This window comes from Streptomyces sp. NPDC018693 (assembly GCF_044391385.1).
Lineage (GTDB): Bacteria > Actinomycetota > Actinomycetes > Streptomycetales > Streptomycetaceae > Streptomyces.
Genome location: NZ_JBIRZZ010000025.1, coordinates 43233 through 57636, shown reverse-complemented (window position 1 = coordinate 57636; position 14404 = coordinate 43233). Strand labels below are relative to the sequence as shown.

Annotated in this window: 11 protein-coding genes and 6 pseudogenes; 5 read left to right on the top strand and 12 right to left on the bottom strand. The window is 69.3% G+C overall.

What is annotated here, in order from left to right; genetic code table 11:
- Positions 1-169: 169 nt before the first annotated feature.
- A pseudogene (locus tag ACH5AC_RS36275) lies at positions 170-1122 on the bottom strand (IS481 family transposase).
- A 374-nt stretch (positions 1123-1496) separates the two neighbouring features.
- The gene (locus tag ACH5AC_RS36270) at positions 1497-2594 is read right to left on the bottom strand and encodes a hypothetical protein (protein WP_398866602.1); all 1098 of its coding nucleotides are present in this window, start codon (positions 2592-2594) and stop codon (positions 1497-1499) included.
- Positions 2595-3705: 1111 nt separating this feature from the next.
- Between ACH5AC_RS36270 and ACH5AC_RS36265 the strand changes: the two genes are divergently transcribed.
- Together ACH5AC_RS36265 and ACH5AC_RS36260 are read left to right on the top strand one after the other, a co-directional pair.
- A complete protein-coding gene (locus ACH5AC_RS36265; protein WP_398866601.1) occupies positions 3706-4164 on the top strand; it encodes a hypothetical protein in 459 nt (152 codons plus the stop codon).
- Positions 4165-4722: 558 nt separating this feature from the next.
- Complete coding sequence (locus tag ACH5AC_RS36260) at positions 4723-5121, top strand: DUF5958 family protein (protein WP_398866600.1); 399 nt, start codon at positions 4723-4725, stop codon at positions 5119-5121.
- Positions 5122-5226: 105 nt separating this feature from the next.
- On the opposite strand, the gene ACH5AC_RS36255 is transcribed toward ACH5AC_RS36260, so the two are convergent.
- From ACH5AC_RS36255 to ACH5AC_RS36245, 3 genes and pseudogenes are all read right to left on the bottom strand, one after another.
- Positions 5227-6309, bottom strand: coding sequence for a barstar family protein (locus ACH5AC_RS36255; protein ID WP_398866599.1), 1083 nt, complete (start codon positions 6307-6309; stop codon positions 5227-5229).
- A 245-nt stretch (positions 6310-6554) separates the two neighbouring features.
- Positions 6555-6873: pseudogene (locus tag ACH5AC_RS36250) on the bottom strand (ISAzo13 family transposase); the annotation flags it as partial.
- A gap of 52 nt (positions 6874-6925) precedes the next feature.
- Positions 6926-7671: pseudogene (locus tag ACH5AC_RS36245) on the bottom strand (IS256 family transposase); the annotation flags it as partial.
- Here ACH5AC_RS36245 and ACH5AC_RS36240 point away from each other — a divergent pair.
- A pseudogene (locus ACH5AC_RS36240) lies at positions 7645-7791 on the top strand (transposase); the annotation flags it as partial. The pseudogenes ACH5AC_RS36245 and ACH5AC_RS36240 overlap by 27 nt on opposite strands.
- 249 nt (positions 7792-8040) lie before the next feature.
- A pseudogene (locus ACH5AC_RS36235) lies at positions 8041-8259 on the top strand (pyridoxamine 5'-phosphate oxidase family protein); the annotation flags it as partial.
- A gap of 119 nt (positions 8260-8378) precedes the next feature.
- On the opposite strand, the gene ACH5AC_RS36230 reads toward ACH5AC_RS36235, so the two are convergent.
- The 5 genes from ACH5AC_RS36230 to ACH5AC_RS36210 form a co-directional block, all read right to left on the bottom strand.
- Complete coding sequence (locus tag ACH5AC_RS36230; RefSeq protein ID WP_398866622.1) at positions 8379-8624, bottom strand: alpha-L-rhamnosidase C-terminal domain-containing protein; 246 nt, start codon at positions 8622-8624, stop codon at positions 8379-8381.
- Positions 8625-8633: 9 nt separating this feature from the next.
- Positions 8634-9248 (bottom strand): TetR/AcrR family transcriptional regulator, encoded by a 615-nt coding sequence (locus ACH5AC_RS36225; RefSeq protein ID WP_398866598.1) that lies wholly within the window; start codon positions 9246-9248, stop codon positions 8634-8636.
- A 68-nt stretch (positions 9249-9316) separates the two neighbouring features.
- On the bottom strand, positions 9317-10198 hold the full coding sequence (locus ACH5AC_RS36220) for an SDR family NAD(P)-dependent oxidoreductase (protein WP_398866596.1): 882 nt from the start codon (positions 10196-10198) through the stop codon (positions 9317-9319).
- Positions 10199-10204: 6 nt separating this feature from the next.
- Entirely contained in the window at positions 10205-11089 is an 885-nt protein-coding gene (locus tag ACH5AC_RS36215) for a short-chain dehydrogenase/reductase (protein WP_398866595.1), read from the bottom strand.
- 12 nt (positions 11090-11101) lie between these two features.
- Positions 11102-12028, bottom strand: a complete 927-nt coding sequence (locus ACH5AC_RS36210; protein ID WP_398866594.1) for an alpha/beta hydrolase — start codon at positions 12026-12028, stop codon at positions 11102-11104.
- A 697-nt stretch (positions 12029-12725) separates the two neighbouring features.
- Here ACH5AC_RS36210 and ACH5AC_RS36205 point away from each other — a divergent pair.
- Positions 12726-13056 (top strand): annotated as a pseudogene (locus tag ACH5AC_RS36205) (IS110 family transposase); the annotation flags it as partial.
- 13 nt (positions 13057-13069) lie between these two features.
- On the opposite strand, the gene ACH5AC_RS36200 reads toward ACH5AC_RS36205, so the two are convergent.
- Both ACH5AC_RS36200 and ACH5AC_RS36195 read right to left on the bottom strand, forming a co-directional pair.
- Entirely contained in the window at positions 13070-13498 is a 429-nt protein-coding gene (locus ACH5AC_RS36200) for a hypothetical protein (RefSeq protein WP_398866593.1), read from the bottom strand.
- Positions 13499-13786: 288 nt separating this feature from the next.
- A complete protein-coding gene (locus ACH5AC_RS36195; protein WP_398866592.1) occupies positions 13787-14380 on the bottom strand; it encodes a TetR/AcrR family transcriptional regulator in 594 nt (197 codons plus the stop codon).
- Positions 14381-14404 lie beyond the last annotated feature (24 nt).

Below are 14404 nucleotides of genomic sequence, written 5' to 3'. Positions count from 1 at the left end.
CGGGGCCATGGGGCAGCCTCTGGTGACAGCTGGGCTGCTGAACGGGGTCATGTGCCAAGTCGGATGCCTCGCTTGTGACAACTAGGGTGCTTCGAGCGCCCCCCTCTCGCAGCTCACCCGACCCCGCTGGTGACGACTATCGTGCGTCGGCTCATCGTGACTGAGTGCTCTAGCTGTATTGCCCCGTGAGGTTGGGAACGCGGCTGGCGGGTGGCTGGCCTTTCAGCGCGGTGTGTCCGCGGTGGTGATTGTAGGTGTGCAGCCAGCCGGGAAGGCGTCGCGTCGTTCGGTCTCTGAGCGGTAGGGGCGGGCGTAGGCCCACTCGTCGAGCAGAGTGCGGTTGAACCGCTCGACCTTGCCATTGGTCTGCGGCCGGTAGGCACGCGTGCGCTTGTGCGTGATCCCGGCTGCGGCCAGGGCATCGCGCCACAGACGGGACTTGTAGCAGGAACCGTTGTCGGTCAGCACGCGCTCGACGGCGACCCCGCACGAGAGGAAGAACGCCTGCGCCCGCCCCCAGAAGGCGACGGCGGTCTCCTTCTTCTCGTCGGTGAGGATCTCGCTGTAGGCCAGGCGGGAGTGGTCGTCGACGGCGGTGTGCAGGTAGCTGTAGCCGGCACCGGAGCGGGTCTTGCGGCCTGCCTGGCGGCCCAGGACCTTGTGCCCGCCGCCGTCGGGGATGTTGCCGAGCTTCTTGATGTCCACATGCACCAGCTCGCCGGGCCGGGCGCGTTCGTAGCGGCGTATGGCGCGGCCGGTGGCCCGGTCCAGGTATGTGAGGCGGGCCAGGCCGTAGCGGGTCAGCACCCGGTGCACGGTGGAGGGCACCAGCCGTAGCAGGCCCGCGATCCGTGCGGGACCCCAGCGGCGCAGCACGCGGACCTTGATGATCCGCCGCTCGGTACGCGTCGGGGTCCGTCGTGGGCTGGCATGCGGGCGGCTGGAGCGGTCGGCCATGCCCGCCTCGCCATGCTGCCGGTAGCGGTCGGCCCATCGCTTGGCGGTGCTCACGGAGACCTGGAAGCGTTCCGCGGCCCGCCGCAGGGGCCAGTTGTCGTCCACGACGCAGCGGGCCAGCCGCAGTCGTCCGGTCTCGGTCAGGGGTGCATTACGGTGGGGCACGAGGGCCTTTCTGGTCGCCGGTGCAGATGTCGCAATCCACGCCAGGCCAGAGGGCCCTCACCCATTTCAAGATCACTCAACCGTGGCGTCCGTCACCAACCTCCGTGGACAGAACATCTAGCTGACTAGTGAGCATTGCCCTCGGCCGTTTAGCGCGGAACTGTCCAGCGCAACTGGTGCTGCGTACCGGAAAGGGCTGACTCGGCGCGCTCGATGTCGCGATCAGCGTCGTCTGCTGGCTGGCGCTCGTGCACGTCGCCGCCCGGCTGCGCGCCGTGCTCGGCCGACCGGCCTGGCGCCGGCGCTGGGAGCGGATCGGCAGCTGGAAGTTCATCCCCCTCGGGGTTGGGGTGGCCGCCACCGAGTAACGTCCGCTAGGACCGCGTCGCCCTCCCGCACTCGTCCCCAGTGGACTTGCCCCGCCCGACCGGCGCGCTGCGGTCGTACGGGTCGATCTCCGTGCCGGCCTCGTCCGCCCGGCGGTCGGTGCCGAAGGGCGGGGTGAAGTAGCCCGTGGGGGCGCCGCAGCCGCCGTTGGTCATGTCGTATTTGTACGAGACGATCGAGAACGTGCCCGGCTCGGTGATCACCTTGTCAGGGTCGTCCCAGCTCAGGACCAGCTCGCGCCGGATGATCGTGCGCACGATCTCGTCGTCGCCGCCCGCGTCCGCGCGGGTGACCGGGTAGACGAAGGTGACGTCGGCGGTCACCTGGAGCGCGCCGCGCTCGCCCTCCTGGTAGGTGAGCCGGCCCCGGGTCTTCACGACGTCGCCGACCAGGCGGGTGTGGGAGGGCTGGAAGCGGCTGAAGAGGAGGAGGGGGTCGTTCTTCTCGCTCGGGGTTCGGAAAGCGGTTTTGAGGAGGTCTTGGACGTCCTTCTGGTGCGGGTTGATCAGTGCAATCGCCTTCTCGGGGCGCTCGCCCTGCAGCACCCCGCGGTCCAGGCCGGACGCGACGAGGAAATCCCGGCTGCGGGCGAGGGCCCGCTCGACCTCGACCGCGCTCAACCAGCCGACCGCCCCGGCCTTCGGCACGGTGATCCCCGCCGCTCCGCTCGCCCAGCTCGCCGCCGGCGAGCCGCGGAACGGCTCCTCCATGGTGGGACGTTGGGTCGCCTCCGCCGGGGGTGCCTGGGTCGGGCGGGCGTCCTCGGCCGCCAGCGGCGGGGAGTCAGCGCCGGCGAACAGGTCCACTGTCCGCCCCGGCGCGAGCGCCACAACCACCAGCAGTACCAGCGAGGCCAGCAGCCCGACCATGTACCAGCCGGTGCGCCGCTTGGGCCGCGGGGGCGTGTAGCTGCGCCAGCCCTCCAGGCCGCGGCCGGGCTCCGCGCGCAGCCGCTTTGCCACGTCGCGGGCCCGCGCCGACGGCTCCTTGGGCGCGTCGGCGGTACCCGCCACCGACTCGCGCAGAAACCGCTCCCACTCCTCGTCGGACCTGGACGAGCCGTCCGGCTCCGTACCCGCGCCCATCCCCAACCCCCTGGCAATCAGCAGACCGCGGCCCACTCCCCTGGGACGCGTCCGCATAATGACACAGAGCGCTGACAGCGAGGCCGGCTGGGTGGACGGTGTGGGCGCGCCGCCCTTTCTCAACTGGCCAACTGAAGCACTCAGTCACACCGCTGAGACTGAGCGCTTCAGCTGGCGACTGAGTCGTTGACTTGGCGGGGCTGTGTGCTTGAGTTGGCGGGCAGCGTAGCGGGCTGGCCTGTCACCTGCGGGGTCTTCGCGGAAACCGGTACCGACCTCAGGCTCGTGACCGTGCTGGTCAGCTCGGCATTTGCCCCACTCCCGTTCCCTCGTCGACGACGGCCTCGCCGCCCGGGTGAACAGGCAGTTCCGCACCATCCATGCCGCGGGTAACACCTCCGGCGAACGCAACCGCCTCCTGCTGGCACCACCACGCGATGCGGCGGTTTGCGCAGCCCTCCTGCATGCCTCCCAACATGCTCCTGGAAGCACGCTGGCTGACCTGATCAACGCCTCCTCCAGGAATGGGATCTCCAGAAGCCTGTGGGCCCGCCAGTTCACGTGCTGGGAAAGCTCGGAATGCCAAGATCCTGCGACGGACTGCGGCTATCCGGCTTGTCCGCTGGGTCGCCGGCGGCTCCATGGAGGAAGCCGCCGAGTTCCTCGGAATTTCGCCCAGCCGGATGTGGTTGAACCCGGCCAGCGACGCTCGCCGCTGGGTCTGGTCCTGGCAAGGCCCCGCCGCCTTCGAAGACGCCCTGCACAACCTCGCCGATCAACTGGCCGCCGGCACAGCCCTCATCGACTGCCACTACCGCCGCGCCGTCCTTGAACACTGGCACCTCAGCCGCGGTGAGTGGCAGGGCCTCATCAACCGTCTGCCGCCAACCCCAGGCCCTGTCCAGCCGGTGCTCGATGACGCAAGCGCCAGGACGCCTCGATCTTCATCTGGACACGCATCACTCAGGGCGAACATCTCTTCGCACCTCGCCTCATCGAGGCCGGCAAGCCGGAGCACGTCCAACGCGCCTGGGCGAACCGGCGCCATACCACATGGTTCCAGCTCACCCGGCCCGACCCTCTGCCCCACTACGCTGAACTGCGACGACTGTTGATCGAACACGCCGACTCGCTGGCGCGGCAGAACGACGCGGGCACACCGCTGCCACACGCTCAGGAGCACCTCTGGCCCCCACCGCAGTCGTCCCCCGACCCGCCGCCCCCAAGGAGTCCCCACATCAACGCCACCCGATGGATCCGCTCCTACTATGACGAGCCCGACACCTGTTCCTACTTCGAACTCGACAACGAGAGCTGGGCACTGCGTCACGTCGACCTGCAAGGCCCCACCCTGCAGCCCGTCACCGCAGCCGCCCTGAGCGAGGTCTTGGGCCTCCGCGATCAGCGTGACCAGACAGCGATGGCTGTCTACGAGCACAAGTACGGCGTCCTTGCCGAAGGCAGCCTGGACGGCTGGCAGGACACCCAGTCCGCCACCGAAATCACAGCGGCTGAGTTCGAACGCATCTGGGCGTCAGCCCGCGAGGCTCTCGCACGTGATGGGGGATAACCCCGCACCCCACGGCCCCATCCAGGCGACATCACGCTGAGCGCTTCAGTTGGTACCTGCGCGTTTGGTGAGGCGGGTCGGGGGAAATGCAGGTGCCGACTCACGGGCCGTGCGGGCAGCATGCCTGCATGTCTACCGAAGTCAGCGGGATGATCGAGCTTTCTACTCAACAATGGCAACGCCTACGACGCCCTCGCCTGCCTCTTCGGTATCCGGAACTACTTCGGCTTCCGCCCGCTGGCCGAAAGTCGCGGCTTTCCGAGCGACGCGTCCGAGGTGCTCCGGACCGATTACGCCGCGTACGGCGGATCTCCTGACACCCACGGCACGACATGGATCACGTGGGCCGAGCTCGCCTCGAGCGACTGGCAGGAAACGGACAGCTCCGGCACGCGAAGCCGAGAATCGGTCGCCGGAGAAGAAAGCGACTGGGGGCCGGTCTGGAGCGTGATGCGGACACTCAGCGAACTCCATGGAGCAGACCATATGCGACTCGTTGCCTGGTTCCACTGACCTCGACTCCGCGGCGAAGCGCCGCTTGCCCGATGGGAGACCGGCGTGACCGAACGCGACGTCATACTCAACGAACTTGCCCAGGGGCTCCGCCCGATGTCACAGGGCATCGCATGGTTCGACGCACTCGACCCAGAGGAGCAGTCCAAGGCCCTGCTGTTTCTGCGCCACCACTGCGTCCAGGCACGCGCCGCCGCCGAGGACGGACCGGAGGGCGTCCGCCGTGCCGGCCTGCGCCCGACGCACACGCCGGCGGTGCTGATCACACGTGGTCGTATCGACGATCAACTGGGGAAGATCGCCTCTCTCGATCCCCGCGACGAACGCCGAAAGGCGTTCCGACTGCTGGTCGCGGTGCTCGCGATCGCCGACGAACGACGCCGCGAACGCTGCTGCTCGAACGGGTGCGGTCACTGGTGGCACAGGCTGTCCGCCGCTGACTGATCCCTCCATCGGCATCAGCTCCCGGCTGGGCTCCCGTATCAGGCGCGTAGGTAGCCCGACGGACCGGCAGCAGCATTGAGTCACTACCGCGGCAGCTCGGCCACTTCACGTCAAGGTCACATGCATCCCGCCCTCGGTCAGGACTTCGATCACCAGGGCGACCAGGTCATATTGCTCACCCTCCGGCGCCAGGACGCGGGACAGGTGCTCGCGCGCAGTCGCAGCGTCCCGCCAGACCAAGGTTGCGGGGGCGGTGTAGCCGAAATTGCCACGCAGACAGTCCACGAGGGCGTCCAGGCAGCCGCCGAAATAGCCGCCCGGCCCGTTGACGGCCTCGCCGAGTGCCAGGTAGAGGCCCGGTTCATCCGTGATGTGCCGGCCGTCCAGCTCGTACGCGTGCCCGGACTGCCGGTCCTGGTGCTTGAGCCGACAGCCCCGCTCCCGGACGAGATCGAGCCAGACCCCGCGCTGGCGGGTATCGAGCGCAGCCCAGGCGCCGGGGGCGTCCGGCGGGCCGGCAAGCCAGCGCTCCCAGACAGGCCGGGCGTATCCCGGTACGGGTGCGAGGTATCCGTCGAGTTCCAGATCAATCAGGTCCGTCCCGCGGGAGGACGGCTGCCACGTACGGGCTTTGGGACGCAGCAGCCGGTCGGTGAGCGGTTCGCCCCGGTCGTCCCGTATCTCCAGCCAGACCTCCTCCAGGTCCAGCGTGCGCCGGGTGCCCGTAGCCAGTGCCCGCCGTAGCCGATCACTCGGGGCGAGCCCCCGCAGGACCAGCGGAGGTTCTACTTGCTCGGGCGGCAGGACGCGGGCGAACTCCCGGCTGGAGCCCAGCCACCGGTACCCGTCGTGCAGCCGGACAGGAGCCCGGTGTCCCTCGGGCGGGCCCTCGTAGTCGTCCAGAGCGGTGAGCACGAGGCCGTCCGTTCCCGGGCACTGTCCGAGGCTCTCCGCGTCCTCCAGCAGCCAGGCATCGAGCGTCCTGTCCTCCGGCACCAGCCACACCCGGCTGCCGACCCAGCCGCAAACCTCGACTTCAGCCGGAACCCAGCCGAACAGTTCGTACGTCCCGCGCACGGGTTCCCTGAACAACCCGTCCGCCTCGACGCAGACGCCCCAGACATGGCTGCTTCCTGCGTCCGTCAGCGAGTACCGTCCCTGCCCGCGATGATTCCCGTCCACATGCACGGCAGGAATAATGCACAGCCCAGGGGTAGCGCGTGAAGCTCTTGGTGGTCGGTGAGAGCGACTCAATGTTGAGCGCTCGGTCTGGCGGAGGTTACGTCCGCTGGAGTGGTGTATTGACGGCCACTCGGTGATCTCGTTTTGAGGCTATGCGGTGAGTTCGGTGGGCAGGTCGGTCTCGTGGGTCTCTGACTCGATCGGGTGGAGGCGGGCCTTGGCCAGCAGGTCGAGTCCCATGTAGCGGCGGGCCTCGGTCCCGGCTCGTCCAGCGCCATGAGCGCCGACAGCAGGCGCGGATCACGCTCCGTCAGGCGCTTGCGGCCACCTCCGCGCGTGCGGACACGACCCCCGCCCAGAGGCACACAGTCCGCCTCCAGCTCGAGGAGGCCCCTGCGGACGGTGGTCTCGCTCGCTCCGGCAACCCGCGCGAACGGCGCGGACGCCACCATGGCCGAGCAGTCCCGCCTCCCTCGCCCGCATCAGCCGCCGCTGCCGCTCGTTGAGATGCGGCAACAACACGCCGAAACGCACGGCAAGTTGCTGCCGTACCCCCTCCTTGATCCCCATGCCAGACCAACGATCTACATCGCCGAAAGCGACACCTTGTTTCCCTACATCTCCAGCGCGTGCGGCAGCGCTGCCACGATGCTCCGGGCAGTACCGCGCCGATGGCGTCGACCAGGCCGGCGTGGGCGTCGGAGATGACCAGCTGGACGCCGGACAGGCCGCGGGCGATCAGTGAGCGCAGGAAGACCAGCCAGCCGGCACCGTCCTCGGCAGCGGCGATGTCGATGCCGAGGATCTCGCGGTGTCCGTCGGCATTGACGCCGACCGCGATCAGCGCGTGGACGTTGATGATCCGGCCGCCCTCGCGGACCTTCTGCGTGAGCGCGTCCACCCAGAGGAACGCATATGGCCCTTGGTCCAGAGGCCGATTGCGGAAAGCTGCGACCTGTTCGTCCAGGTGCCGGGCCATCGCACTGACCTGGGACTTCGACAGCTGGGTGACGCCGAGGGACTCGGCGAGCTTCTCGACTCGGCGGATGGACACGCCGAGCAGGTAGGCGGTGGCGACCACCCAGTTCAGGGCCTGCTCGGCCCGGCGGCGTCGTTCAAGCAGCCAGTGCGGGAAGTAACTCCCGCTCCTGAGCTTGAGGATGGCCAGTTCGACGGTGCCGGCCCTCGTGTCCCACTCGCGCGGGCGGTATCCGTTGCGATGGTTGACTCTCTCCTCACTGACCTGGCCGTATCGGCATTGCAGAGGGCATCCGCCGACGTGAGCGCGTCAGTGAACGTCTTGACCATCGCGCGCAGCAGGTCCGGACTCGCCGAGGCGAGGAACGCGTCAACCATCGCAATGGCCATCGCCCGTGCGAGTGGGACACCCGCGCTGGGACCGTCGAACTCGCCGTCCCCAAGCTGAGGCAGGGCAGCTACTTCCCGCACTGGCTTCTCGAGCGCCGCCGCCGGGCCGAGCAGGCCCTGATCTGGCTGTGACGTTGTCCAGCGGCCCCGGCGTGACGCCTTCCAGCGGCCCCAGTTGATGAAGATCCTGTGTCCCCGGGACGTCTTCAAGTGGCCCCGGGGATTGGTCTGCGCCGGGACCACTTGAGGGGCTTGCCCTTTTCTTGCGGGGGCTCGGGGTGCTTGGGGCTTTGGTCGTAGGTCGTAGGTCGGTGGTGAAGTGATCGGCAGCAACAGAAGATTGGCAATGTGGAATCTTCGCGTTTTGATGTGGACGCTTTCCTGCAGCAGCCGCTCACCGCTCGTATCGCGGCGAGCGGGCCGACGGTGCGTCCTGTCTGGTTCCTCTGGAAAGGGGGAGCTTTCTGGACCTTGACAGGCCCGTGGGCTCGATTGTTCGACCGCGTGCGGGACGACCCGAACGTCGCCCTCCTGGTGGACGAGTGCGATCTCGCGACAGGGTGTGTCCGACAGGTGATCGCTCGGGGCTGCCGGAGCTCCGGCGCCGCTCTCGTTGAACTCTGCGGCCTCCGGGAAGTACGAGACGAGCAAGTCCTTGAAGACACGGACCGCATCTTCGCGGTCCATGAGTTCCCCCATCGTCATGTCTAGGGACAACGGTGCCTGCTCAACCGTGTGTGCCCCAACGCCACTGTCCACGTGTGCCTCCCGGAGCCCACCTCGATGACGCCCCTGCCGTCCGGCAGGACGACGTCGGCCGTGGTGTTCGGAGGGACGACGGCCTCCACGGTGAGTTCACGCCCGGAGAGCGCCCAGGACACCTCGGCGGTGCTGTGCGGCGTGTGCAGACGTGCTCCAGCTTGGGTGATACCGCCACCCGGAAGGGGGGCGATCCGCGGACTTCAGCGGGCGAGCAGTCCGCGGAGAACCACCCTTTCCACAGCTGCGACGAGTTCCGTCAAATGGGAGGCGTCGGCGCGGAGTCGGTCCGCGCGCCAGGAGAGGCCGAGAACGCCGTTCATGGCAGCCCACAACGCGGTGGCGGTGGTGACGGGATCGAGGTCGGCGGCGAGCGAGCCGTCGGCCACCCCGTCGGCCAGGGCGGCGGCGAGTTTGGCGTTCTGCTCGTCGACGAGCGCGGCGACCCGTTCCAGGGCCGCGGGTTCGTCCGGCGGCTCGGCCAGCAGGCGGAACTGGTGCGGGCGCTCGGCGGCGAAGCGGACGTACGCGGCCGAGGCGGCCCTGATGCGTTCCACCGGGGTGCCCGGGGCAGCGTAGGCGTCGTCCATGTAGGTCCGGTTGTCCTCGAGTGCCCGCTCGGCAACCGCGATGAGAACGGCCGCGCGGCCGCCCACGCGGTTGTACACCGTCTGCACGGCGACATCCGCGCGTTCGGCGATGGCTTCCAAGGTGACCGCGTCGGGGCCTCCGGAGGCCAGCAGCTCCTCGGCGGCGTCGACGATGGCCGCACGGGTTGCGGCGGCCCGACGTGTCGTGCGTGTGACCTTGATTGTCATGGTCTTCGCTACTTTACGTGGTGCTTGAACGGCCGGACCCCCCTGGGCCGCTTCCTTCAGCCCGGAATTCAGCGGGAACCGGCCTGGTGGCGCTCATGCACCGCCGGGTCGTGCCAGCCCGACGCCGAGGCGAGGCCGAGGGCGCGCTGGACCGTCTGAGGGCGGAAACCGACACGTTCGAGTATCGGCCGGAACAGACCGGGAGCGTTCGCGGTCAGGGTGAGGGACCTGGGGACGACGACGCGGTCCGCACGGCGCTCGATGCCGCGGACGATACCGGCGATGACCTTCTCCAGCGGCACCATCTTCCACAACCCCTTGGAGTTGCCGCCCCAGAGGGCGTGCCCGGCCGGGTCCGCGGTCACGTCGTCCATCATCGGAGTGCGGAAGAACGTGGGGTGGGCGCTGCCGACACCGACACCCAGGTGGCGAACCTCCAGGCGAAGGCTGTCGCACATCGCCCACACGCCGGCCTTGCTCGCGGTGTAGGAGATCTGGAGCGGCGAGTGCACGAAGGCGGCCATGGACGAGACGGCGAGCAGGTAGCCCTCGTGGCGTTGCACGTGGGGGAGTGCGGCACGGAAGGTGCGCCAGACCCCGTTGAGGTTGACGTCGATGACACGTTCGTAGGCCGACGGGTCGATGGTCGCCATCGGGGCCATGGTGTCGATCCCTGCGCCTGCGATGACGATGTCGAGGCGCCCGAAGTGCGTGGCGGCCTCGTCCATGGCTTGCTGCAGGCCGGCGAGGTCGCGTACGTCGGCGTGCCAGCCACGGGCGACCGTTTCGTCTCCCAGGTCCTGGGCTTGGGCCGTGGTGGCCGCGAGGCTGAGGTCGAGCAGCGCGAGGTTGGCGCCGCGCCCGCGCAGGGCCCGGGCGAGGGCGGCGCCCAGGCCGCCGGTGGAGCCAGTGAGGACGACGGTGCGCCCGGCCAGGCCGTAACGGGTCATGACGGCCTACCTCGGTGAGTCGGTCTGCGGGGACTTGCCTGTGGAGCCGGCGGATTCCTCGAATCGGCGCAGGAGTCGGCGCAGTTCGGGGTGGCGTTCGGCGATGAGATCGGTGACGGGGTTGAGGACGCCGCGCAGGGCCGAAAACGGTACCCACCTGCGGGGGACCATGACACGGGCCGAGCGGTTCTCGATGCCGCGGACGACGGCGTCCGCGACGTGCGTGGGGGCGATGGCCTTGCCGAGCAGGGACGGGAAGGCGATCTCGCGCATGCGGGTGGTGATGTCGTTGCTTCCGAAGGCTGCTCCAGCGATGGGCGTGTGGACCCAGCCGGGGTAGAGCACCCCGGCGCTGGCGCCGTGGATGCCGAGTTCGGCGCGCAGGGCGCGGCCGAACTGCTCGACGCCGGCCTTCGACATGGCGTAGGGGGCGTTGGTCATGCCGTTGAAGTAGGCGTACACCGAAGCGGTGACCAGGACGTGCCCGCGCGCCGCGACAACGTGCGGCAGTGCGGCGCGAACGGTGCGCCAGACGCCCAGCAGGTCCACTTCGACGACGCGCTCGAACATGGCCGGGTCGATGGTGGCGATCGTCGCCGGCGGATCGGCCGCGATCCCCGCGTTGGCGAAGACGACATCCAGGCCGCCGAACCGGTCGACCGTACGGTCCACCGCGTCGGCCAGTGCGGCGCTGTCGGTGACATCCACCGACAGCGCCAGTGTCCTGTCGCCGCCGAGGTCGCGGGCGAGGGCCGATGCGGCGTCGATGCCCCGGTCGGCGAGGACCACGTTGGCTCCGCGCGAGTGCAGCGTGCGGGCGGTGGCCGCACCGATGCCTCCGGCTGCGCCGGTGATGAAGACGGTCTTCCCCGCAATCGGGTAGGTGAGCATCTCGTACCTCTTTCAGGGTGTCGTGGGTCCCGGGGCTTCACCGGGTGCGGAGCCGATGGGGACGTGCCGCGCCAGGAAGGCGAGCTGGTCCGTGACAACGCGTTCGAAGGGCTCGCCGAGGTAGATGTCGAAGTGGCCGTCGGGGTAGAGGCGGATCTCGCCGCGCGGGGCCCTGCGGGCATGGCGCAGGGTCGGCCGCGCGGGGGCCACGCTGTCGTGCTCGCATACGCAGAACAGCACCGGGCATGCGATCTTCGCGGTCCGGCGGCCCGGCCGGTAGCGGAGGATGTCCAGGGCGAACCGCGCCGCAACCTGGTTGGAGAAGGGCGCGTCGTTGGGCACGAGGGCCAGGTAGCCGGGCTCGGCGTCCGCAGCGGTCATCAACGCGGCGGATCGGGGCGGCCCCGCCGTCGCGACCATGACGGGAGGGCGCCCAAGGCGGGCGCCGACCACGTCACGGACCGCGCGGGCCATCACCTTCACCGAGGTGTCGGGGCGCATCGCCAGGGCAGAGGCGACACCGTCGGTGAACAGGCCTTGGGCGATGACGGCGGCGACGGCCGGGTCCTGGGCGGCTGTCGCCAGGACATGGCCGCCGCCGAATGAGGTGCCCCACAGCACCACGCGCCGGGGGGCGACCTCCTGCCGGGAGCGGGCGAAGGCCACAGCCGCCTGCCAGTCCTGAAGCTGTCGGCGGATGCTCAGGAGCTGGCGGGGCCGGCCCCCGCTGGCGCCGAAGTGTCGGTAGTCGAAGACCAGGCAGGCGTATCCCGCGGCGGTGAAACGCTCGGCATAGGCATCCAGGCGCATTTCCCGGATACCGCCCAGGCCGTGCGCCATGACCACCACGGGACGCCGACCCCCGCCCTCGGGCAGGTACAGCCAGGCGTGACACTCGTCGGGCCCCGAAGGAAACGTCACATTCAATCGGTCGGTCATCGGACCTCCGTAACACCGCTCGCATCGTTGGGCTCGCGGAAACTTGGAACTGCTTCCAACATTGGAAGTTAATCCAACATTGCGGGGCTGTAAAGCAAGTCGACGGCAACGAACACGTCACGCCTCCGCTGGGTCCTGAGCCACGCCCTACGTCAGCGCCGCACTGACCGACTGGGCGGCGAAAGGGACGATGACCGGCGGAACAGCGAGGCCGGCGAGCCTCCGGAGACAGGGTCGGCATGTCCTTGGCGGACGTCGCGACGCGCATGCGACCCGAACGCTGTCGCCCACAGGACGGTCGGAGCTGTCGGCGAAGAACGGCCGACGGTCCGAGTGCGCCGTACGACGCACAGAAGGACCGGTCAGTCGCGCCTGTAGCACCGAGCACAAGGTGCGCGACCATGGGCCGGACCCGAAGCGGCCCGGGAACCGGCTCCTGGTCCCTCGGAGAGATCACCGCGCCGGCCCCGAGGCGAGGCGCTCGTCGGGGCCAGGCCCGCCGCAAGCAGAGCGCCGGCCTCCGCCGGTGTCAGAGGGCTCTTCGTTCTTGGACGGGTCGGTCCCCCCATTCGTAGGGTGGGGACGCCCAGGGGTGCAGGGTGTGGCTATCAGAGGGCTGCCGCTTGTGGCTTTAGATGCTTCGCCGCCCGGCGCCCCCCGACGACTCGGCCGCCGATTAGGAAGTGCGAGACAGTCGCTGAACCACGGCCTCGCCCTGGACGCCCTGGGCACCACGTTGCTGTCGCGGCGGCCAACGACGAGCCCGAGCTGCTCACGTTCATCGGCGACGTCTTGGCCCTGGCGGACGGAAGCCCGGTGACCTGGGCGATCGACATGACCGGCGGCGAACCGGCGTTGCTGCTCGCCCTCCTGCGCAACCACGGCCAGGAGGTCCTCCACCTGCCTGGCCGCCTGGTGAACCGGGCCGCCGACGGTTACCGCGGCGAGGGCAAGACCGACGCCCGGGACGCTACGTCATCGCGGACCAGGCCCGAATGCGCCGTGATCTGCGGCCGATCCGCCCCGGCCCTCGCCTGACGACTACGGACGTGGCAGGGTGAACAGCCCCGGTTCCGGCTCGGTCAGGATGTTGCGCCCGGTCAGGGGCTTGAGCTTCAAACGGACGTTGTTGATGTTGTTCGGAGCCGGGTCCAGATCCATCGCCTCGCACACGCCCCGTGCCCGTAGCGGACCGTCTGCCTGGGTGAACACCGCCATGATCTCCTGGTAGGTCGCCCCGTCCGGCAGCTCCGGGGCGGATGTCGACAGCGCGGGCGGGTCCGGGTCGGGCAGCTCCAGCAGCGTCTTGCGGGTGATCCGCACTTCCTCGGCGGCCCGGCCGAGCTCGTCCAGCACGGTGGTGAGCCGCGTGATCTGCTCGCGGGTCTCTTCGGCCTGCTCGGCGATCTCCCGCTCGCGCTCCTCCAGACGTACCAGCACAGCCCCCAGGGTCAGGTCCCCGCTGGTCATGCGCCGCGCCAGGAGGTCGCGCTGCCGGCCAGCCGACGGGCCATCACGTCGCTTATCGCCCAGTCAGACCCTCGCCCTATGGTGTCTCGGTGATTCATGGTGCGTTTGATCACCGGGTGGTAGAGGTCGCAGTAGCAGATGTCCGGCTGGCAAGAATGGAGTTCGACGGCGCCGGCCAATGGCTCACCGCCAATGGTCAAGCGCCTTCGGAGCCTCTTGTCGCCAGTCTCTGAAAAGTGGCCCTCAGCCAGTTCTTCAAAGGTGACCTTCCGGTCATCCTGTGCGGCTCTACTGTGGCGCGCAGCCGCGCAGGACGGACGCGATCAGGTCGTCCAAGCCGTGCTCAGCCGCCTCCGGCGGCAGGACGCCGCTCACCGCCAGGCCGGCGTAGCCGTGCAGCGCCGCGAAGACCGGCAAGGCAATCCGTTCGAGTGGCCCCTCGCGCACTTCACCCCGGCGCTGCCCGTCGCCGATCAGCTCCAGGAGTTGATCGGACCATCGGTGGGCTGTCGCCCCCAGCGCCTCCGACGCCTCCGGACTGTGCTTGACCGAGAACATCAGGTCGAGCAGCGCGGCGTTGGCCACGGCGAAGCCCACGTAGGCGCGGGCCACGGCATCCAGCCGGTCGGCGAACGCCTCACCAGCGCCTTCCTGTGAGGCTGCGATGGCCTCGGCGAGCCGCTCGAACCCGGTCAGCGCCAGGGCGTCCAGCAGTGCCTGCTTGGACTTGAAGTGGCGACTCGGCGCGGCGGGGCTCACCCCGATCTCGCGGGCCAGTTCGCGTAGGGACAGCGCGGACGCCCCCCTCTCGCGCAGTGTCTTCTCGGCTCGCGCGAGCAGCGCGGCGGGGAGGTCTCCGTGGTGGTAGGGGCGGTTCGTCATGCCCTCAGCCTAGTCGGGTGTAGG

Excerpts from the sequence above, each read along its gene's own strand:
- ACH5AC_RS36270 (WP_398866602.1), bottom strand. The coding sequence starts at position 2,594 with ATGGGCGCGGGTACGGAGCCGGACGGCTCGTCCAGGTCCGACGAGGAG.
- ACH5AC_RS36225 (WP_398866598.1), bottom strand. The coding sequence starts at position 9,248 with ATGACAATCAAGGTCACACGCACGACACGTCGGGCCGCCGCAACCCGT.
- ACH5AC_RS36220 (WP_398866596.1), bottom strand. The coding sequence starts at position 10,198 with ATGACCCGTTACGGCCTGGCCGGGCGCACCGTCGTCCTCACTGGCTCC.
- ACH5AC_RS36215 (WP_398866595.1), bottom strand. The coding sequence starts at position 11,089 with ATGCTCACCTACCCGATTGCGGGGAAGACCGTCTTCATCACCGGCGCA.
- ACH5AC_RS36210 (WP_398866594.1), bottom strand. The coding sequence starts at position 12,028 with ATGACCGACCGATTGAATGTGACGTTTCCTTCGGGGCCCGACGAGTGT.
- ACH5AC_RS36200 (WP_398866593.1), bottom strand. The coding sequence starts at position 13,498 with ATGACCAGCGGGGACCTGACCCTGGGGGCTGTGCTGGTACGTCTGGAG.
- ACH5AC_RS36195 (WP_398866592.1), bottom strand. The coding sequence starts at position 14,380 with ATGACGAACCGCCCCTACCACCACGGAGACCTCCCCGCCGCGCTGCTC.